Origin of the sequence: Vibrio sp. V38_P2S17PM301 (genome assembly GCF_009904845.1) — a bacterium.
Classification (GTDB): Bacteria; Pseudomonadota; Gammaproteobacteria; order Enterobacterales; family Vibrionaceae; genus Vibrio; species Vibrio proteolyticus.
The window spans coordinates 1-20,414 of record NZ_WXWO01000055.1 but is presented as its reverse complement, the minus strand read 5'-3'; the positions used below and the strand labels follow the sequence as shown (position 1 = coordinate 20,414).

23 protein-coding genes are annotated in these 20,414 nt (G+C 49.1%); 17 read left to right on the top strand and 6 right to left on the bottom strand.

Features of this window, described 5'->3' with window-relative positions:
- The first annotated feature begins 255 nt into the window (after window positions 1-255).
- Both CAG64_RS13030 and CAG64_RS13025 read left to right on the top strand, forming a co-directional pair.
- Window positions 256-1,257: a porin gene (locus CAG64_RS13030; protein ID WP_161448657.1), complete on the top strand. Its 1,002-nt coding sequence runs from the start codon at window positions 256-258 to the stop codon at window positions 1,255-1,257.
- Between the two features lie 84 nt (window positions 1,258-1,341).
- Window positions 1,342-2,043, top strand: a complete 702-nt coding sequence (locus CAG64_RS13025; RefSeq protein ID WP_161448655.1) for a DUF2057 family protein — start codon at window positions 1,342-1,344, stop codon at window positions 2,041-2,043.
- A gap of 62 nt (window positions 2,044-2,105) precedes the next feature.
- Here CAG64_RS13025 and bioA read toward each other — a convergent pair whose 3' ends face one another.
- On the bottom strand, window positions 2,106-3,383 hold the full coding sequence (bioA, locus tag CAG64_RS13020) for an adenosylmethionine--8-amino-7-oxononanoate transaminase (RefSeq protein ID WP_161448653.1): 1,278 nt from the start codon (window positions 3,381-3,383) through the stop codon (window positions 2,106-2,108).
- Window positions 3,384-3,516: 133 nt separating this feature from the next.
- On the opposite strand from bioA, the gene bioB reads away from it, so the two are divergent.
- The 4 genes from bioB to bioD are packed head-to-tail and all read left to right on the top strand — an operon-like array spanning window position 3,517 to window position 7,186.
- Window positions 3,517-4,569 (top strand): biotin synthase BioB, encoded by a 1,053-nt coding sequence (bioB, locus tag CAG64_RS13015; RefSeq protein ID WP_021704113.1) that lies wholly within the window; start codon window positions 3,517-3,519, stop codon window positions 4,567-4,569.
- The gene (bioF, locus tag CAG64_RS13010; protein WP_161448659.1) at window positions 4,556-5,716 is read left to right on the top strand and encodes an 8-amino-7-oxononanoate synthase; all 1,161 of its coding nucleotides are present in this window, start codon (window positions 4,556-4,558) and stop codon (window positions 5,714-5,716) included. Before bioB ends, bioF begins: the two co-directional genes overlap by 14 nt.
- Window positions 5,710-6,513: a malonyl-ACP O-methyltransferase BioC gene (gene bioC / locus CAG64_RS13005; protein ID WP_161448651.1), complete on the top strand. Its 804-nt coding sequence runs from the start codon at window positions 5,710-5,712 to the stop codon at window positions 6,511-6,513. The genes bioF and bioC overlap by 7 nt, the downstream gene beginning before the upstream one ends.
- On the top strand, window positions 6,506-7,186 hold the full coding sequence (gene bioD, locus CAG64_RS13000) for a dethiobiotin synthase (RefSeq protein ID WP_161448649.1): 681 nt from the start codon (window positions 6,506-6,508) through the stop codon (window positions 7,184-7,186). Before bioC ends, bioD begins: the two co-directional genes overlap by 8 nt.
- A 70-nt stretch (window positions 7,187-7,256) precedes the next feature.
- On the opposite strand, the gene CAG64_RS23635 is transcribed toward bioD, so the two are convergent.
- Window positions 7,257-7,421: a hypothetical protein gene (locus tag CAG64_RS23635; RefSeq protein WP_202600900.1), complete on the bottom strand. Its 165-nt coding sequence runs from the start codon at window positions 7,419-7,421 to the stop codon at window positions 7,257-7,259.
- Between the two features lie 301 nt (window positions 7,422-7,722).
- Here CAG64_RS23635 and htpX point away from each other — a divergent pair, with 301 nt between their 5' ends.
- From htpX to CAG64_RS12955, 9 genes are all read left to right on the top strand, one after another.
- Window positions 7,723-8,586 carry a protease HtpX gene (gene htpX / locus CAG64_RS12995; RefSeq protein ID WP_021704108.1) on the top strand — a complete coding sequence of 288 codons (864 nt, stop codon included), beginning with the start codon at window positions 7,723-7,725 and terminating at the stop codon, window positions 8,584-8,586.
- Between the two features lie 174 nt (window positions 8,587-8,760).
- Window positions 8,761-9,180, top strand: coding sequence for a nuclear transport factor 2 family protein (locus CAG64_RS12990; protein WP_161457291.1), 420 nt, complete (start codon window positions 8,761-8,763; stop codon window positions 9,178-9,180).
- Window positions 9,177-9,902, top strand: a complete 726-nt coding sequence (locus CAG64_RS12985; protein WP_021704106.1) for an SDR family NAD(P)-dependent oxidoreductase — start codon at window positions 9,177-9,179, stop codon at window positions 9,900-9,902. The genes CAG64_RS12990 and CAG64_RS12985 overlap by 4 nt, the downstream gene beginning before the upstream one ends.
- A gap of 5 nt (window positions 9,903-9,907) precedes the next feature.
- Window positions 9,908-11,188 (top strand): NAD(P)/FAD-dependent oxidoreductase, encoded by a 1,281-nt coding sequence (locus CAG64_RS12980; protein ID WP_021704105.1) that lies wholly within the window; start codon window positions 9,908-9,910, stop codon window positions 11,186-11,188.
- Window positions 11,188-11,949, top strand: a complete 762-nt coding sequence (locus tag CAG64_RS12975; RefSeq protein ID WP_161457290.1) for a DUF1365 domain-containing protein — start codon at window positions 11,188-11,190, stop codon at window positions 11,947-11,949. The genes CAG64_RS12980 and CAG64_RS12975 overlap by 1 nt, the downstream gene beginning before the upstream one ends.
- A gap of 20 nt (window positions 11,950-11,969) precedes the next feature.
- Window positions 11,970-13,208 (top strand): SAM-dependent methyltransferase, encoded by a 1,239-nt coding sequence (locus CAG64_RS12970; RefSeq protein WP_161457289.1) that lies wholly within the window; start codon window positions 11,970-11,972, stop codon window positions 13,206-13,208.
- Between the two features lie 15 nt (window positions 13,209-13,223).
- Window positions 13,224-13,733, top strand: a complete 510-nt coding sequence (locus CAG64_RS12965) for a DUF2878 domain-containing protein (RefSeq protein ID WP_161457288.1) — start codon at window positions 13,224-13,226, stop codon at window positions 13,731-13,733.
- Window positions 13,699-14,274 carry a chalcone isomerase family protein gene (locus CAG64_RS12960; protein WP_021704101.1) on the top strand — a complete coding sequence of 192 codons (576 nt, stop codon included), beginning with the start codon at window positions 13,699-13,701 and terminating at the stop codon, window positions 14,272-14,274. The genes CAG64_RS12965 and CAG64_RS12960 overlap by 35 nt, the downstream gene beginning before the upstream one ends.
- Entirely contained in the window at window positions 14,271-14,792 is a 522-nt protein-coding gene (locus CAG64_RS12955) for a DUF3833 domain-containing protein (protein ID WP_237668127.1), read from the top strand. The genes CAG64_RS12960 and CAG64_RS12955 overlap by 4 nt, the downstream gene beginning before the upstream one ends.
- Window positions 14,793-14,832: 40 nt before the next feature.
- Here the strand turns inward: CAG64_RS12955 and purB are convergent, their stop codons facing one another.
- The 3 genes from purB to mnmA form a co-directional block, all read right to left on the bottom strand.
- The gene (purB, locus tag CAG64_RS12950; RefSeq protein WP_021704099.1) at window positions 14,833-16,203 is read right to left on the bottom strand and encodes an adenylosuccinate lyase; all 1,371 of its coding nucleotides are present in this window, start codon (window positions 16,201-16,203) and stop codon (window positions 14,833-14,835) included.
- Window positions 16,204-16,342: 139 nt separating this feature from the next.
- The gene (hflD, locus tag CAG64_RS12945; protein WP_161457287.1) at window positions 16,343-16,960 is read right to left on the bottom strand and encodes a high frequency lysogenization protein HflD; all 618 of its coding nucleotides are present in this window, start codon (window positions 16,958-16,960) and stop codon (window positions 16,343-16,345) included.
- A 23-nt stretch (window positions 16,961-16,983) separates the two neighbouring features.
- Entirely contained in the window at window positions 16,984-18,093 is a 1,110-nt protein-coding gene (gene mnmA / locus CAG64_RS12940) for a tRNA 2-thiouridine(34) synthase MnmA (RefSeq protein WP_021704097.1), read from the bottom strand.
- Between the two features lie 172 nt (window positions 18,094-18,265).
- Here mnmA and CAG64_RS12935 point away from each other — a divergent pair, with 172 nt between their 5' ends.
- Window positions 18,266-18,535, top strand: coding sequence for a hypothetical protein (locus CAG64_RS12935; protein WP_021704096.1), 270 nt, complete (start codon window positions 18,266-18,268; stop codon window positions 18,533-18,535).
- A 103-nt stretch (window positions 18,536-18,638) separates the two neighbouring features.
- A complete protein-coding gene (locus CAG64_RS12930; RefSeq protein ID WP_021704095.1) occupies window positions 18,639-19,943 on the top strand; it encodes an inosine/guanosine kinase in 1,305 nt (434 codons plus the stop codon).
- Between the two features lie 71 nt (window positions 19,944-20,014).
- On the opposite strand, the gene CAG64_RS12925 is transcribed toward CAG64_RS12930, so the two are convergent.
- On the bottom strand, window positions 20,015-20,414 hold a 400-nt coding region (locus CAG64_RS12925; protein WP_161489319.1), incomplete at its 5' end, for an H-NS histone family protein.

The following is a 20,414-nucleotide window of genomic DNA, read 5'->3' as shown; positions in this document are numbered from 1 at the left end:
GTTTCATTGCGTTGCAAATTGGCCCGATATTGCTCGAAAAAACAACACGTACCAGTTCAAGTATTTGATAATTAATATTTTTATATTTTTTTATGATACATTTTTAGTTTGTTTGACATGCAGAATAATCTTTTGCAATCTAGCTCTCGAATTAAATCAGGGTTCGAATTTCACCATCAAAGAGTGAAAACGAGCTCATCAAAACAAAGGGACTCGGATAAGGATGTCCCATCTAAGAAAAGGCAGTGGATCATTATGAAAAAGACGCTATTAGCTTTAGCAGTAGCTACGGCAGCTACGTCTGTAAACGCAGCAGAAATCCTAAAAACTGAAGACGGTTCTGTAGACTTTTACGGTCAACTACGTACTGAACTTAAATTCCTAGATGACAAAGATGCGACTCTGGGTTCTGGTTCTTCACGTGCAGGCGTTGATGCAACTTATACCGTAACTGACGGCTTCGACATTCTGGGTAAAGTAGAATTCGGCCTGAAAGACAACAGCGATATGTACGTTCGTAACCACATTTTCGGTATCGCGACTGACTACGGTACAATCAAACTAGGTAAGCAGTGGACAACTTCTGATGACGTTTACGGCGCAGATTACTCTTACTTCTTCGGTGGCACAGCTCTACGTTACATCACTCTGAGTGACGCTCTTCACGATTCTCAAATCAAATACTCTCTAGAGAAAGACAACTGGTGGGTTAAAGCGGGTTACGGCCTTGACGAAGACGACACAAACCAAGAGCTGGCTGAGCTGTTTGCTGGTGCTTCTTTCGGTGACCTAGCTCTACACGTTGGTGGTGGTAAAAACACTGACAACGCTTGGGATGGAAGCTCAGATGAAGTGTCTAACACGTACTATGAAGCCACTGCAGAATACACTATCGGTGACGCTCTGATCGGTTTCACTTACTACCATGCGAAACTTGAAAACGAAGACAACAACCACGAAATCAAAGAAAATGGTTACTCTTTGGCAGGTACTTACAAAGTAGCTGACAAGACAACTGTCTACGGCGGTTACGAGTACACAGAGCAAGATCCAGATTTCGCAAGCGATGAAGACGGTACTCTGATCTACGCTGGTGTTGAATACAAGTTCGCTAGCTGGGCTCGCGTATACGCTGAATACGGTTACGCTGACGGCACGACTCTGGGCTACAGCAACAAAGGTTCAGATGCAACTGTTGAAGCAACAACAGTTGATAGCGAAAACAACTTCGCTATCGGTGCACGTGTATACTGGTAATCTCAGTTAATATACAATCTAAAGCCCAGCGTAAGCTGGGCTTTTTTAATGGTATATCAGTAAATATATAAGAAAGGACATCGTATGCAGTACCTCAAGTATCTCCTGGCCACTCCGGCTCTACTATTCAGCGTTGCTTCGTTGGCAGAAGTAAAACTCATTGTTCCTGAGCATGTCGATGTACTTTCCGTAAACATGCAAAAACCTAAACTGGATGGCAAGCTCTTCTCCAGTGAGAAGTCTATCTCCTTGCCGGACGGTGAAAACCAAATTGTTTTTCAGTATCAGCCAGCGTTTGAAGTGGATGAAAATCTGCGTCGTGCGTACGGTGAAATCATTATTGCTAAATTTGATCAGTCCAATACCGAACTGACGTTCAAACTGGCGGAATACCGCAATTATCGCGAGGCGGAAAAATCGGTTCATGCTCTGGACTGGTCGTTAAATAACCCACAAGGCCAGCAGGTTGAAGTGGCTTCCGATATTCTTAAGAGTGAAGGGGTTCAGATAGGCCGCAATTACTCTGAAGAAGCTGAAGAATACAACCGCAAAGGCGGCCCGGCAGCGGTGGCTGTGTCTTATATGGTCGTCAGTAACCAGGTTCACGCTGCGGCGCCTGTTGCGGCCACGGTTTCTGCCCCTGCAGCAGCCCCAGCATCGGTTGAGAAAGTGGCGGTGCCGCAAACGGCAGGCTCTGAAAATGTCTCACAACTTCAATATTGGTACTCCAAAGCATCAGCAGAAGAGCGAAAAACGTTCCGCCGCTGGATGATTGACCAAGAATAATCGTGAACAAATAAATGAAAAAGGTTGAGCAAAGCTCAACCTTTTTCATTTTAGATCAGGGGTTACTGGAAACAAGCAGAGTCAGACAGTGTTTCTTCTACAGCCTTAACCAGAGTCTGAATGTGTTCAGCCGTCGCAATAAACGGTGGCATCATATAGATAAGCCGACCAAAGGGACGGATCCACACACCGTGTTGCACAAATTTTTGTTGTATGACTTCCATATTAACTGGTTGAAGTGTTTCAACCACGCCAATAGCACCAAGCCAACGGACATCGCTCACTTGTGGGTAACTCTTTAACGCAGGCAACAAGCTTGCAAACTGCGCTTCAATCATTTCAGTTTGTGCTTGCCATTGTCCGGTCTCAATTAAGGTGAGGCTGGCGTGGGCAACTGCACACGCTAGCGGATTCCCCATAAACGTTGGGCCATGCATAAAGCAACCCGCTTCTCCGCTGCACACGGTATCCGCGACATGCTTGCTGGTCAGGGTGGCGGACAATGTCATGTAGCCACCGGTCAAGGCTTTCCCTACGCACATGATGTCTGGCTGGACTGCAGCGTGTTCACAGGCAAAGAGTTTGCCCGTGCGACCAAATCCGGTGGCGATCTCATCCAAAATCAACAATACCCCAAACTGATCGCACAGTCGGCGTACACCCTTCAGAAACTCGGGATGGTAAATCCGCATGCCACCGGCTCCCTGAACGATGGGCTCTAAGATCACGGCGGCAATGTCTGAGTGGTGAAGAGAGAGCTGATGCTCGAAATCCTTCAAATCATCCGCATTCCAGGTATCGTAAAAACCGCTGCTTGGCGAGTCGGCGAAGATGTGTTCAGGCAAAAAGCCTTTATAGAGAGAGTGCATCGAATTGTCGGGATCTGTGACTGACATGGCAGCGAACGTGTCGCCATGATAACCGTGGCGTAATGTCAGAAACTTCGGACGCTGTTCGCCTTTTGCGTGCCAATATTGCAATGCCATTTTCAGGCTGACTTCAACGGCGACTGAACCTGAGTCAGCCAAAAATACTTGCTGAAGATTCTCGGGTGCCAGACGAAGCAGTGCTTGACACAATTCAATGGCCGGCTGGTGTGTGATGCCGCCGAACATGACGTGCGCCATTTTGTCGATTTGATTATGCGCTGCCTGGTTCAGCAACGGATGGTTGTAACCGTGGATCGTTGACCACCAGGAGGACATACCGTCGATCAATCGCGTGCCGTCCTCCAGTTCCAAATAAACACCTTCTGCGCCTATTACTGGAAAGCAGGTCAGAGGAGTGAGAGTAGAGGTGTAAGGATGCCAGATGTGCTGGCGATCGAATGAAAGATCCATTGAAAATTTCCGCTTTGCGTTTGGTTGTTATTTGGTCGACTGTAAACTTGTTTGATTTTGTTTTGTTGACAGTTTATCGCGTGCAGATAGACTAGCCAAACTATTAACGTATAAAAAATCAAAAGGATTACACGTGGAAGTTCGTCATAACTGGAGTGTGGCAGAAGTCAGAGCCTTGATGGAAAAGCCATTTATGGATCTGCTGTTTGAAGCTCAAACCATTCATCGCCAATTTCAGCACGCGAATCATGTTCAGGTCAGCACACTGCTGTCGATTAAGACTGGCGCCTGTCCGGAGGACTGCAAATACTGCCCCCAAAGCGCGCGCTACACCACGGATGTTGAAAAAGAACGTTTGATGGAAGTGGAGCGAGTATTGGATGCGGCGCAAAAAGCCAAAAACGCTGGTTCGACGCGGTTTTGTATGGGAGCGGCTTGGAAAAACCCGAAAGCACGCGATATGCCCCTGCTTGAGGACATGATCCGTGGTGTGAAATCCATGGGGTTGGAAACCTGTATGACGCTGGGCATGTTAACCCCGGAGCAGGCCACGCAACTTGCCGATGCGGGGCTGGACTACTACAACCACAATTTGGATACATCGCCGGAATACTACGGCAATATCATTACCACCCGAACCTATCAGGATCGTCTGGATACCTTGTCACACGTGCGTGACGCCGGCATGAAAATCTGCTCTGGTGGTATTATCGGCATGGGGGAAAGCGCTAATGACCGTGCGGGCTTGCTGGTCGAGTTGGCCAATCTGCCAACACATCCGGAAAGTGTGCCGATTAACATGTTGGTCAAAGTAAAAGGCACCCCGCTTGAAACGGCTGAAGATGTTGACCCATTTGACTTTATTCGTCTAATCGCGATCGCGCGTATTATGATGCCCAAATCGGCGGTTCGACTGTCGGCCGGACGCGAAAACATGAATGAACAGATGCAAGCCCTGTGTTTCATGGCCGGTGCCAACTCGGTGTTTTACGGATGCAAGCTGCTGACCACCCCGAACCCGTCCGAAGATAAAGACATGCAGTTGTTTGCGAAGTTGGGAATCAACAGCCAGCAGGTGTCGCAAAAGCCCGATGAAGTTGAAGAGAATGAGCTGCTTGACCGCGTTGTTGAGCGGGTAGCGACTCGTCCGGCAAAAGACGATCTATTCTATGATGCCAGCGTTTAAGGCACGTATTGCCTCTGCGCTTGAAAGTCGCCGCCGCCAGGGGCTCAATCGGTCACTGGCACCAGTGTTGCACGGCAATCGGACCGCTTTGTCTGCTGAGGGGCGCAACTATATCAATTTTTCCAGTAACGATTACCTCGGTCTTGCCAATGATGAAGCGTTGAAGCGAGCCTGGCAAGACGGGATAGACAGGTTCGGCAACGGGAGTGGAGCCTCACCGCTGGTGACGGGGTTTCATACGGAGCACCAGCGCCTGGAGTCAACGTTGTGCGAATGGCTGGGATACGAACGGGCGGTATTGTTCAACTCAGGTTTCAGTGCCAATCAGGCGCTGTTGTTCGCTTTGCTGGAAAAAGGCGATCGGCTGCTGCAGGACAAACTTAACCATGCCTCATTGATGGAGGCGGGAGTGCATGGTCCTGCCACGATGCGGCGTTTTCGCCACAATGATGTCTCGCATCTGGAGGCTTTGTTGGCAGAAGAGAGCAACAGCTTAGTGGTGACCGAAGGTGTGTTCAGTATGGATGGCGATCTCGCCCCACTTGATGCGATCGCTAAACTCATAGCGCAACGAGCCTGGTTGGCTGTCGATGATGCACACGGGATTGGTGTGTTGGGGAGCGAGGGGCGAGGCACATCCAGTTACTTTCAGGTCACACCAGAGCTGTTGGTGGTGACTTTTGGTAAAGCGTTTGGCTTGTCGGGGGCGGCGATCCTGTGTGACGCTGAAACCGGCGAGTATCTGACCCAGTTCGCCCGGCATCATGTCTACTCGACGGCGATGCCACCTGCCCAGGCACATGCATTGACTCAGGCGACTGGCATGATCCGTCAGCAACAATGGCGCCGTGATAAGCTCAGGGAACTCAGTGAAGTTTACGATCGCGTTCTGAGTAACGTGCCGGGATACGTCAAAACACAAACACCGATCAAACCTTTTGTGATTGGTGAGGCGCAACCCACAGTGCAGGTCGCCAACCATTTACGCCAGCGGGGTTTCTGGATGACGGCGATACGTCCACCAACGGTCGCTAGTGGCTCGGCCAGGTTGAGGATCACACTGACCGCTGGTCACAGCGCGGCGCAGGTTGAGCAGATGGCCACAGCGGTACGACGTGTCATCGAACAGGGAGAGATCGGATGTTAGCGCTTTCCAGTTCAACGTCAACACAACACGATAAACAAGCCATAGCGGACGCGTTTGGCAAAGCGGCGAAGACGTATGATCAACATGCGGCGTTTCAACGTGATGTCGGTCAGCGATTACTGGACCAAATGCCAGCGGATCTACAGGGTAAGGTAGTGCTGGATCTGGGTTGTGGCACTGGATATTTCTCACACGAGCTTTTCAAACGCGGTGCCAGGGTGATTTGCGCCGATTTATCTCCGGACATGCTGAGGGTCAGTCGCCAGCGATGCGGCCGTGAACGCATGCGTTACGTTCAGGTGGATGCTGAGCGGATGCCGTTTGGCGCATCGAGTGTCGATTATGTGTTCTCCAGTTTGGCGCTGCAATGGTGTGACGATCTTGCTGTACCGTTAGCCGAGATCCGTCGGGTATTGAAACCGCAAGGACAAGCCTACTTTTCTACGCTCTTGGATGGTTCTTTGCATGAGCTTAAGACCGCTTGGTCGAAAATTGATGCATATCAACACGTCAATGAGTTTATCAGCGTCAATCAGTTAAACATTGCGTTAGCGCAAGCTGGTTGCCACCGCCATCATCTAGACTTGCCCACGGTTACCGTATGGTACCAGCGCGCATTTGATCTGATGCGTGATCTTAAAGGTATAGGTGCAAACCATGTTAACGGTCGCTCGCACGGGCTGACCAACCGGAAAGCGCTGCTTCAGGTGGAGCACGCGTACCGGGCTTTCGAAAATCATAATGGGCTTCTACCTGCAAGTTATCAGGTTTGTTTAGGGGTTATTTCGCATGATTAATGCATTTTTTGTTGCCGGTACGGATACCGATGTTGGAAAGACGGTCGCCTCCAAAGCGATCCTTCAGGCGCTGGGAGCAAAAGATTTAAACACAATTGGCTACAAACCCGTTGCTGCGGGGAGTGAAAAAACTCAGCAAGGAATGCGTAATTCCGATGCCTTGCATTTGCTTAAAGCGGCGAATATGGAATCAGATTACGATGACGTAAACCCTTATGCGCTTGAGTTACCCGCCTCGCCGCACATTGCCGCCCGACACGAGCAGATCGTAATAGATAAACAGCTGTTATCGAACAAACTGGCGCTGCACAAACAGCGTGCCGATGTTGTGCTGGTTGAAGGTGCCGGAGGGTGGCGTGTTCCACTATCTGACAACGAATTTTTGTCCAGCTGGGTGCAGCAGGAACAATTGCCGGTAGTGTTGGTGGTCGGGATCAAGCTGGGTTGTCTGAGCCATGCGATGTTGACGGTCGAGAGCATTATAGCGGACGGTCTGAATGTGGTTGGCTGGATTGCAAATCGGGTTAATCCGGGAACGGAGCACTATGCGGATATTATTGCAATGCTGGAACAGCAAATTGATGCGCCAAAGCTGGGTGAAATTCCTTACATCCCCAGTGCCAAACGCACAGATTTAGCCAAGTATATTGACGTCGCACCGTTAGTCGGGTGATGACAGTGAACATCATGAAAAGGGCTGCCATTCGGCAGCCCTTTGTTTACCTGTCTGTCGGGGGTGCAACTTACTTCTCGGTTGCAATACCCATTAATGCCTGCTGCGTATCGGACACTTTTTTCAAGATGGTTTCTTCGCTTAGTCCGAGTTGTTGCTTGGCTTCTTCTTCTGAGATGCCTAAGTGACAACAAAGCAGGTCAATCGCCATTTGATAGTTGTTAGCCTCAGCCATTTGAATATCCCTAATTCACCGGAGTTGTTCCTCTGCATCCGAATGTAAGGTGTTTCGCTGGTTGGCTCAATAAGACTAAAGTCTAACTTGGTAGAGGTCTGACCTGGTTTTTCTGGTAGGTGGTTGTTTTTACAGGAGGCTCCAGTTTCATTGCAAAACGTCATATTTATATTTCAGACATCAAATGTTGCAATTTAACGCTTAACCTTGTTTTTCAAATCTTAGACTATATCTATAAGACAAAGCAGTCTGAGCACAGGCTCAGGCAATAAGAAGTAAGCTTCCTGTTTGGAGAGAGTAAATGAAGCGAGTTTTATTATTCCTGGCAACGAACTTGGCCGTGATTCTGGTCCTGAGTGTTGTTTTGAATATTGTTTACGCGGTAACGGGCATGCAACCGGGCAGCTTGTCTGGTCTACTGGTTATGGCGGCCGTATTTGGTTTCGGCGGTTCCTTCATCTCTTTGATGATGTCAAAGAGTATGGCGCTTCGTTCTGTTGGCGGAATGGTGATTGAGAGCCCGCGTAACGAAACCGAACATTGGTTGATGGAGACAGTAAGTCGTCAGGCTCAACAGGCTGGCATTGGTATGCCGACTGTGGCGATTTACGACTCTCCTGATATCAATGCGTTTGCTACTGGTGCAAAACGTGATGATTCGCTGGTGGCGGTGTCAACCGGATTGCTGCATAGCATGACCCGAGATGAAGCAGAAGCGGTATTGGCACACGAGGTCAGCCATATCTCCAACGGTGATATGGTGACGATGACGTTGATGCAAGGTGTGGTGAACACCTTCGTGATTTTCTTGTCTCGCTTTATTGCCAACCTGGTGGCATCCAATGATGATGAGGAAGGTCAGGGCAGTAATATGATGGTGTACTTCGGTGTATCGATTGTGTTGGAGCTGGTGTTTGGCTTCCTGGCAAGCTTTATCACGATGTGGTACAGCCGTCACCGTGAGTTTCATGCCGATGCCGGGGCCGCTCGATTGGTCGGCAAGCACAAGATGATTGCAGCATTAGAGCGTCTGAAGATGAGTCAGGAGTCTCAGTTGGAAGGTTCTATGATGGCCTTTGGTATCAACGGTAAGCGTACCATGACCGAATTGCTGATGAGTCACCCACCGCTGGACAAACGCATCGCCGCTCTGCGTAACGCGTAAGAATTAATAGATTGAAAAGGCTTGGTTTTTACCAAGCCTTTTTTTGATCCCTTTTTAGCTGAGCAGCGTATGAACAGTGATAAAAAGTTATACAAAAAATTATTTGTACAACTTTTTAACTCATACTACCTTGTACATAATTAATATTTGTATAGCTTTGTAAGGGTCATGTATATGGATGTAGAAACCGTTGGGCGAGTATACAACCAGCTAAACAAGCAGACGCTGCATTTATTGAGGGACATCTACCACGAGGAAGTGGTGTTTGAAGATGCCGCCCATCGTCTGCACGGGTTGCCTGCTCTGCACGATTATTTTGATTCACTCTACGCCAACGTTACTCGCTGTGAGTTCTCGATTTCTGAACAGCAACAGATCGGTGACACCGGATTCCTGATTTGGACTATGCATCTCCAACATCCTAAGTTGCAGAAAGGCAATCCGATCCAGGTCAATGGTGTCAGTCACTTACGGTTTTCACAGCACAAGGTTATCTATCACCGCGACTACTTTGATTTGGGTGAGATGCTGTATGAGCACTTACCTTTGTTGGGCGCTGTGATTAAGACGGTGAAAAAAAGGCTAGGACAATGAACGGTGTATTGATTACAGGGGCAACCTCCGGCATTGGTATGCAGTTGGCGAAAGATTATGCCGATGACGGCTGGCATGTGATTGCCTGTGGTCGTAATGAGAAGGTGTTAGGTGAACTCGAGTTTTACTCGGATTTAATCAGTGGATTGCGCTTTGACCTTACGAAGCGTGAGCAAACGATAGACGCATTGGCGCATTTGCCGTTCAGACCCCAGCTTTGGATTCTCAATGCCGGTGATTGTGAGTACATCGACAATGGTCATATTGATGCTGGATTGGTTGCGCGGGTAATGGACATTAATGTGACTGGTATGGCGAACGCCATTGAGGGGATACAGCCACACTTCTCTGCGGGTCATCGTATAGTGATGGTAGGGTCCATTGCCAGTGAAGTGGCTTTGCCGCGCGCGGAAGCGTATGGCGCGTCGAAAGCGGCCGTAAGTTATCTCGCCAGAGCGCTGGCTTTGGATCTCAAAAGTCAGGGCATAAGCGTGACGACGGTATTTCCGGGTTTTGTGAAGACGCCGCTCACCGATAAAAACGACTTTCCTATGCCCATGCTTGTCTCTGTTGAACAGGCTTCTCGGTCGATTCGTCGCGGTGTGGCAAAAGGCCGGCGAACACTCTATTTCCCGTTTTGGTTTACCGGTTTTTTCCGTCTGATGTCTCTGCTCCCATACCGTTGGCAAGGCACTTTGGTATCGGCATTAATGAAAGGATAACAGTTATGAATATTGCCATTATCGGCACAGGGATATCCGGTTTGACCTGTGGTCACTACCTGCACGAACAGCACAACGTGACGTTGTACGAAGCGAACGACTACATTGGTGGTCACACTGCGACCGTTGATGTCGAGCTTGATGGCCGCACTTACGCTGTGGACACAGGTTTTATCGTTTTCAACGACCGTACGTATCCACATTTTAACCGCTTGATGCAACGCATTGGTGTGAGTGGCTTGCCGACCGAGATGAGCTTCAGTGTCCACAACCAAACATCAGGTCTGGAATACAACGGCCACACGCTGAGCACACTGTTTGCTCAAAAGCGCAATTGGCTGAACCCTGCATTCTATCACTTTATCTTCGAGATCATCCGTTTTAATCGTCTGGCTAAAGCGCATGCAGAACTAGATTACGCACACACACACACGCTAGGTGAGTTCCTGCATGAGCAGCGTTTCAGCCGAGCCTTCTGTGACAACTATATCCTGCCAATGGGAGCGGCGATCTGGTCATCGACACTGGCTGACATGCGAGCATTTCCGCTGACGTTTTTCCTGCGCTTCTTTCTCAATCATGGCTTGCTTGACATCATTAACCGGCCTCAGTGGTTTGTCATCCCGGGCGGATCCCGACAGTACATCGCGCCGCTCATTCGTGGGTTTGAGGACAAAATACGCCTCAGCTCACCCGTAACTCAGGTGACCCGTCATGTTGATGGTGTGTATGTAGAATCGAATGGGGTGACGGAAAAATACGATCAGGTAATCTTTGCTTGCCACAGTGATCAGGCGCTGGCGATGCTGGCTGACAGCTCGCGAGCTGAACAGGCCATTTTGGGTGCGATGACGTATCAGGCCAATGATGTGATCCTGCATACCGATACGACCTTGTTACCCAAGCGTAAAACTGCGTGGGCGTCGTGGAACTATCGCCTCAACGGGCAATCCGGTGAGGAAATACGCAAGCCGACGTTGACGTACAACATGAATATTCTGCAGCACCTGGACGCTGAGCACACGTTCTGTGTTTCGCTCAACTGCCGTGATGACGTTGCACCAGACAAGGTACTGCGTTCATTTGTGTATCATCACCCAGTATTTACCACCGAATCCATTGCTGCTCAGCAACGCAAAGACGAAATTGATGGAGTTCGTCGAAGCTGGTTTTGTGGTGCTTACTGGCACAATGGTTTTCACGAAGATGGCGTGCGCAGCGCACTGGATGTTGTGGCGCAGATTGAACGTTGTGCATCTGATGTGGTGCATCAAGGGGCAGCCTGATGGCAGAAGACCTCAACAGCCGTTTGTTTGTCGGCACCGTTCGTCATCGACGTTTCACTCCGTTGCAGCATGCTCTGCACTATCGCCTGTTCATGCCGTGTATCGATCTCGATGAGTTATCTCGACTGGAGCAACGCGTGTGGTTATTTGGCCGCCGATGGTTCCACTGGGCGCGCTTTCGTCGTGAAGACTACCTTGGTCAGGGTGACCTGAAACACGCGGTACGAGATAAAGTGTTTGAATTAACCGGAGTCCGGTGTGCCGGCCGGGTCGAGGCGGTGATTCATCTGCGTTACTTGGGTGTGTATTTCAGTCCGGTCAATTTTTATTACTTATATGACTTGGATGGTAACTGGTGTTATTTGCTGGCCGAGGTGAGTAATACGCCCTGGAACGAACGACATTATTACGCAATACCCGCGCAAGGTGGCGATGCAAACCAACATTGGCAACATCAGAAAGCATTTCATGTCTCGCCGTTTAATCCCATTGACCAGAATTATCAATGGCGGCTTAAACCACTGGTTAAAAGTCTTGTGGTTCATTTGGAGTGCCATCAAGACGGCAAGGTGTTTGATGCCACTCTGGCCATGAAACCCAAGCCTTTTCGATCTGGACGTTTGCTGCTCGAACTGATCAAAACGCCAGTGATGGCGGTAAAAGTAGTCGTTGGTATTTACTGGCATGCGCTGAAGTTATGGGTGAAAGGGGCACCGCTTTATTCTCACCCGAAATATCACTCTAAATCGCAGAAGAAATAGAACAATAAAGGAGTATTGCAATGTTAAATACGAATTCAATGACGCTGCCTAGGCAACTGACCAGCGTTCAGAAAACCGCGCGTTCACTGTTATTTAAGAGCCTTCATCAACTGAGTGTCGGTTGTCTGACTGTTGTGGAATCGTATGGCGAGGCAGAAGGGCAAGACACCTTTTACGGCGGGGAACATCATGATTTGCATGCGGTGATAGAGATACATCATCCGGGCTTTTTTCTGCGTGTTGCGCACGGGGGGAGCATTGCCGCAGCGGAAGCGTATATGGACGGTTGGTGGGACAGCCCGAACCTGACCCGCTTAATGGAATTAATGGCTCGTAACCTGACTGCGCTAGATGATATGGAGCGCCGCAGCAGTTGGTTAACCCGACTGACGTATCGCGTAGGCCATTGGCTGAACCGCAATACATTGCAACGCTCCAAGCAAAATATTCATGCTCATTACGACCTCGGCAACTCGCTCTACGAGACGTTTCTTGATCACAACATGCTGTATTCGTCAGGCGTGTACCTGAGGGATAGCGATACGTTGGAGCAAGCTCAGAACAACAAAATGGCCAGATTGTGTGAGCAGCTCAAGCTCAGCGCTGACGATCATGTGATTGAAATCGGTACTGGCTGGGGCGCGATGGCAATTTATATGGCGAAGCACTTTGGCTGTCAGGTGACGACCACCACCATTTCAGACGAGCAATACCTATACACCCAAGAGGCTGTGGCTAAAGCGGGGCTTGAAGATCGTATAACGCTGCTAAAGCGAGACTACCGGGAGCTAGCCGGCCAGTACGATAAATTGGTGTCGATCGAGATGATAGAAGCGGTCGGACGCGAGTTTCTTCAATCCTATATTCAAAAATGCCAGTCACTGCTCAAACCCGGTGGCTTAATGGCCATTCAGGCGATCACTATTGCCGATCAACGCTACGATTACTATGCCGACAATGTCGATTTTATTCAGAAGTATATTTTTCCGGGAGGTTTTCTGCCGTCGGTCACTGCATTGACCTGCGCGACCACTCGACACAGTGATTTGGTATTGCGCGATCTGTTCGATATTGGCAGCAGCTATGCACGGACCCTGGCAGATTGGCGTCAGCGTTTTGACCAAGCAGAAATGCACGTCCGGGCGCTGGGTTACGATGAACGGTTTATCAGGATGTGGCGTTACTACTTTTGCTATTGCGAAGGCGGGTTCCTGGCCAGAAGCATCAGTACGGTGCACATGACGTTTGAGCGCCCTTAGTTGAGGAAACGCAGTATGTGGCGGCTGATCATTGCTTCAACCTGGTTTCAACTCTTGTGGTTTCTGGCGGTCCTTGGTCAGACGGCTTACCAGTACTGGATGCTCGCGGCGGTCACTTTGACGTATCTGGTTTCCTGGCAAGCTCTGTCCGTGAGAGGGCTTTGGATTGGGGTAACAGCGCTGCTGGGTTGTGGTGTTGACTGGGTAAACAGTCAGGCCAACGTGCTGATCTTTCCACAAGCGTCTTTGCCTGTGTGGCTGGTGGCATTGTGGTTCATCTTTGCCTGGTATGCCACGTTTCTGGTGCCTGTAGTGAGCCAATATCCGCTGCGGTTCGTATCTATAGTAGGAGGAGTTGCTGGGAGCCTCAGCTACTGGGCGGGCTTCAAGTTCGGAGCAGTACAATTTGGCTTTGAAACCTTCTGGAGCCTGTTCTTGTTGTGGTTAGAGTGGGCAATACTGGTTGCAATCATCATCAGGGTATTGAGTCATGAAAAGAACAGCTTGGTACAGGGGCGCGATTAGTATCGTTTTGCTGTTGTTATCGTCATTCTCCTTTGCGGTCGTTGCGTCCTCAGGGAGCGAGCACACTTCAGTGCAGTGGAAGAGCTGGCCGACGGTCGGCAAGGCACAGTTGTCCTGGTTTATGTTCGATATTTATGAATCTCGTTTGAAAGCGCCAGCCGGGACGTATCAACTGGCTGACGATATTACCCCTCACGCTTTGGCGCTGCAGATCGATTATCAACGCAACATTTCCCGCGATGAACTGCTTAATGCGACAGCCGAACAGTGGAAAAAACTGGGCTATTCATCAACCCGTTATCGTCCCTGGCTGGCAGCATTGTCTGGATTGTTTCCGGACATTTCCAAAGGGGATCAACTGATTTACGTGACCGACGGTGTAGAGGGGAGCTTATGGTATGCCGAACGCAATCATGCACCGAAAGTGGTCGGTTTGGTATCTGATGAGACGCTGAACGATGCCTTTTTGTCTATCTGGCTATCCCCGCGTAGCCAGTATCCGGAATTAAGAAAACAACTCATAGGGATGCACACGAAATGAAATGGATGGTGGCCATGGTATCCAGTCTTTTACTGATGGCTGGTTGCTCGACCGATGTCGGAGAGTATCAACAAGCGACACCGCGTTTTGATTTGTTTGAATTTTTTCAGGGAGATCTAACGGCCTGGGGCATGATTCAGGATTACAGTGACAAACAGACACGCCGTTTTAAAGTGCAGATCCAAGGGCAGGTTGATGGCGATACGCTCACACTGGTTGAAGACTTTGTGTTTGATGATGGAGAAACAGACCAGAGGGTATGGGTGATTAAGCGTGTCGGAAATAAGCGTTATCAAGGGCAGGCGGATGACATTGTTGGTGTGGCCAGCGGAGAAGAAATGGGTAATGTCTTGCAGTGGAAGTACGATTTCGAATTACCGCGCGGCGACTCAACGGTGACCGTAACGTTTGATGATTGGTTATATCGTCAGGATGACAAACGGGCCTTCAATGTGACCAAGATTCGCAAACTGGGGTTTGAGGTCGGGCGGTTGACGATCTTCTTTGAAAAACAATAAAAAAGGCTTCCCTCGGGAAGCCTTTTTTGCTTTTGGCAAATTACAGTTTGTCGGTCAGCTCAATAGCCTGACCAATATAGTTTGCCGGGGTCATCTCTTTAAGACGGGCTTTCTCGTGCTCAGGCAGCTCAAGACCGTCGATGAAGTTACGCATTGCTTCACCATCGACACGCTTACCACGAGTCAGTTCTTTAAGCTTTTCGTAAGGCTTCTCGATACCGTAACGACGCATCACGGTTTGTACTGGCTCGGCCAGCACTTCCCAGTTCTGATCCAGCTCTTTCAACAGGGCTTCACGGTTCACTTCTAGCTTGCTAATGCCTTTCAGTGTCGACGTGTAGGCAATCACGGCGTAGCCAACACCGACACCCAGGTTACGGAGAACGGTGGAGTCAGTCAGATCGCGCTGCCAGCGTGAAATTGGCAGTTTCTGTGCCAGGTGACCAAAAACAGCGTTAGCCAGCCCCAGGTTACCTTCAGAGTTTTCAAAATCGATTGGGTTGACTTTGTGTGGCATGGTTGAAGAACCGATCTCACCAGCAATGGTTTTTTGCTTGAAGTGGCCAAGTGCAATATAACCCCAGACATCACGGTCGAAGTCGATCAGAATCGTGTTGAAACGTGCAACGGCATCAAACAGTTCCGCGATGTAATCGTGTGGTTCGATTTGAGTGGTGTATGGGTTCCAGGTTACGCCCAGAGATTCTGTGATGAACTCTTCAGAGAATTTGTGCCAATCCAGTTCTGGGTAAGCAGATAGGTGTGCATTGTAGTTACCAACCGCGCCGTTGATTTTTGCCAGGATCTCAACGTTTTCGATTTGCTTATATTGACGCTCCATACGGTACGCCACGTTTGCCATCTCTTTACCCATGGTCGATGGAGACGCAGGCTGACCGTGTGTACGTGACAACAGAGGGATATCACGGTATTCGACTGCCAGTGCTTTGATGGCATCAATCAGGTTACGGATTTCTGGCAGAATAACCGTCTCGCGCGCTTCCTTGAGCATCAGAGCGTGCGAGGTATTGTTGATGTCTTCAGAGGTACAGGCGAAGTGGAGGAACTCGTTCACTGCGTGCAGCTCAGCCACGTCGGCGACTTTCTCTTTCAGGAAATATTCAACCGCTTTAACGTCGTGGTTGGTGGTGCGTTCAATCTCTTTGATGCGCATCGCGTCGGCTTCAGAGAAGTTCGCGGCCAGATCGTCCAGGAATTGGTTTGCCTGTGCACTGAATGCTGGTACTTCGGCAATCTCAGCAGTGGCTGCAAGTTTTTGTAGCCAGCGGATTTCAACGATAGTACGGTATTTTAGCAGACCGTATTCACTGAAAATTTCGCGTAACGCAATCGTCTTGCTTCCGTAACGGCCGTCTACTGGTGAAACAGCAGTCAATGCTGACAGTTCCATGATGTTCTCCTGAATTGGGTTTCTAAATTTCGTGAGCTTTATACCAACATCGGTGGCAATTGTCACGAATATTGCGCAAACGTTTGTGCGAGAGTGGTTTGTATCGAAAAAAGAGCTCGCGATAAACGCGAGCTGATCATTACATTCTGGCGAGCAGGATTTGTGCCTGCTGGACCATTTTCTTACGTCCGAAAATCAGGTGACGACGTTTGCCGCCAACCTGGCGCCATAAGACGGCGCAGCGGATACCCGACAGCAGTAGGGCACGGACTTTATGCTGGTTCGTGGTTTGTTGCAGTACCGAAGGGGTTCCTGTTACCTGAATTCGCGGGCCGATTGGGCTGATGACATCCAGATAAACACTGGCCAGATTGCTGATCATATTGTCGTCAAGCAAATCGTAGTGCTCCAATTGGCGTTCCAACATTTGCAGACGGTCACCCAGTTGAGACATGGCATCACGGCGTCCGGCCAGTTTGCGCTCCAAGGCCATCAGACTGATGATGTAGCGGGTAATTTCGCTGCCAGTAGGCGTGCTGTCGATGCCTTGCACCAAACATTCGAGGCCCACTTTCAGATCGGTTTCACGGCCAAAGACCTCCAGAGTTGAGCCTGGGTTGATGTTCAGCACCGCTTTCAGGGAAGTTTCAAACGCGTCCGAATCACAGTCACCGTTTTTCGCTACCTGTTGAACCAAAGCAACGGCCTGGCAAATGCCGGCAAAAGCGATAGTACGGTCGTAGAGTGTGTTAGCCACGTAGTAGTACTCCTCAATTCCTGTTAAATGCGTTCTTCGATGATGCCACCGCCAAGACACACTTCGTCTTTGTAGAAGACGGCGGACTGGCCTGGTGTCACCGCGACCTGCGGTTCATCAAAAATCACTTTGATGGTTTCATCGTCAACCGGGATGATGGTACATGGAATATCTTGTTGACGGTAACGTGTCTTCACGCTGCATTTCAGTGGTTCTTTTATCGCCACACGGTCGACCCAATGTAGTTGTGACGCGATCAGGCCTTGTGATTTCAGCAGCGGATGATCGGCGCCCTGAACGGCAATCAATACATTGCGTTTGAGATCTTTGTCTGCCACGTACCATGGTTCTTCATTGCCGCCACCGCCTTTTTGGCCACCGATGTGCAAGCCTTTACGCTGCCCCAAAGTGTGATACATCAGACCTTGGTGTTCACCGATGACATGGCCTTCCGGTGTCTCAATTTTACCCGGCTGAGCAGGCAGATAGCGAGACAAGAAGTCAGTAAATTTGCGCTCACCGATAAAACAGATACCGGTCGAGTCTTTTTTCTTGGCTGTGATCAGGCCTTGCTCTTCTGCGATACGGCGAACTTCTGGCTTCTCCAGCTCACCGACCGGGAACAAGCTGCGGCCAATTTGCTCGTGGCTAAGTGTATATAGGAAGTAGCTTTGATCTTTGTTGCTGTCTTTGCCACGCAGCATCTGAGGTTTTTCACCTTGTTGTGGGAAGGTACGACGCACGTAGTGACCCATGGCGATATAATCCGCATCCAGCACTTCGTCTGCAAACTCCAGAAACGCTTTGAACTTAATTTCTTTGTTACAAAGGATGTCTGGGTTGGGAGTCCGACCCGCCTTATATTCCGCCAGAAAGTATTCAAAGACATTGTCCCAGTATTCTGCAGCGAAATTAATAGTATGAAGGTGAATGCCAAGTTTATCGCAAACTGCCTGTGCGTCGGCCAGATCTTCTGCCGCCGTGCAGTATTCTTCGTTGTCATCTTCTTCCCAGTTCTTCATGAACAGGCCTTCAACCTGGTAGCCTTGCTGTTGGAGAAGATAGGCAGAAACGGAGGAATCCACACCGCCGGACATGCCGACTATGACTTTCTTTTGGCTGTTATCAGACATTACTTAACACCACTTAAATAAACTGGACGCAAATTCTATCAGAAAGAGTTTAGAGGCGACAGATCCGAGAGGTGCATCACAAACAACTTTCTGAGCAAAAGCTCAATGGTTTTCAGGATAAGTTTCTATATATGTGGCATAGTGGCGGGAAAACAATACCAGGACCGAAAACATGAGCGAAAAAAGCGAATTTATCGAAGAAGGCGAGTTGATTGAGATCGTCGAAAACCAACTCGAAGACGGCAACCCACTTAAAGTCAAAGAGACGCTGATGCGTTTGATGATGACAGGGACTTCGCGCGAAGACGCCGTGGCGATGATGGCGTGCGCGGTCTCGATAGAAGTCTTTGATGTGATGAAGAACGGCGGTGAGTTTAATCTCAAACGTTATTCTGAGCACCTGGAACGGCTTCCTGATTTGAGCTTCATGGAAGGTGAATAAAAAATAACAGTCGCAATCGTTTGCTATAATTCCCTTTGTTGCCGCGCCTTAGTGTGCGCGGTAGAATCCGGCATCCTTTCATCCCATACTCAATACAAACACTATGAAATTTCCAGGACAACGTAAGTCTAAGCACTACTTTCCCGTCCATGCGCGCGATCCACTGGTAAGCCAGGCGCAAGACAGCAAAACCATGTCTCGTACCCATATTATTGGTATCGATCAAACATTGGTCGATATAGAGGCGAAAGTCTGTTCAGAAATGATTGCTAAATATGGATTGAGTAAGGGACACTCGTTAGTGATCGATGATGACAGTGCCGAAGCACTGTATAACGAGTTAAAAGAAAGCAACTTAATTACCAATGAATACGCCGGCGGCACGATTGGTAATACTCTGCACAACTATTCCGTGCTGGCGGATGATCGCTCCACTTTACTGGGTGTGATGAGTCAGGACATTAAAATCGGCAGCTACGGCTATCGTTACCTGTGCAACACCTCCAGCCGCATGGATCTCAATTATCTTCAGGGCGTTGAAGGTGCCATTGGCCGCTGCTTTGCACTGATCACAGAAGATGGTGAACGCACATTCGCCATCAGTGAAGGTCAGATGAATAAGCTGAGCCCAAGTAGTATTCCGGAAAAAATCTTTAAAAACGCGTCAGCCCTGGTACTCACTGCGTATCTGGTGCGCTGTAAAGAAGGCGATCCGATGCCGGAAGCCACAATGCGTGCGATTGAATATGCCAAGAAATACGATGTGCCAGTGGTACTGACGCTAGGCACCAAGTTTGTCATTCAGGATGATCCTGAGTTCTGGCAGGCATTTCTGCGTGAGCACGTTTCTGTGGTCGCGATGAATGAAGACGAAGCGGAAGCATTAACTGGCGAAGCAGACCCGTTAGCGGCCTCAGACAAGACGCTTGATTGGGTGGATTTGGTACTGTGTACTGCCGGACCTATCGGCCTGTACATGGCGGGCTATACGGAAGATGAAGCGAAACGCGAAACGTCTTTACCGCTTCTACCGGGATGTATTGCTGAATTTAATCGTTACGAATTCAGCCGTCCGGCGGTTAAAGACGCGTGTAATAATCCGATACGTGTTTATTCACATATTGCCCCTTATATGGGTGGTCCGGAAAAAATTAAAAATACGAATGGTGCTGGTGACGCTGCATTGTCTGCTTTATTACATGATATGGCTGCAAATAAATACCATAAAGAAAATGTTCCGAACTCAAGTAAACATTCTTACACTTTCCTGACATATTCTTCATTTTCTCAGGTATGTAAATATTCAAACCGTGCGAGTTACGAAGTATTAGTGCAACATTCTCCACGTTTATCACGCGGCTTACCTGAGCGGGAAGATAGCCTGGAAGAAGCGTACTGGGAACGTTAACTCAAATTGTTTATTTAACATTTAAAAATAAAAAGGCTCCGCAAGGAGCCTTTTTTAAACCAATCTTACGATTAGATAGCGAAGTCTTCCAGAGACTTACCTGCATCCAGTTGCTCTTGAATAGCAGAAGGAGTACGGCCTTGGCCTGTCCAGGTTTTCTCTTCACCGTTAGAATCGATGTATTTATATTTAGGCGGGCGAGGTGCGCGTTTTGTCTTCGCTTTACCTTTTTTATTTTCACCAGCCAGAGCATGAATCAGCGCATCAACATCAATACCGTCTTTAGCGATCTGGTCTGCGATAGCAGCTAACTTAGCCTCTTGCTCTTCACGAGCGGCCATTTCAGCTTCTTCTGCTTCTTTGCGTTCTTGTACAACAATTGTCAGTTTATCCAGGGCTTCTTCCAGCTGTTCAACAGTTAATTCACGTGCATATGCACGCAGACTACGAATATTTAATAGAGTTTTAGTT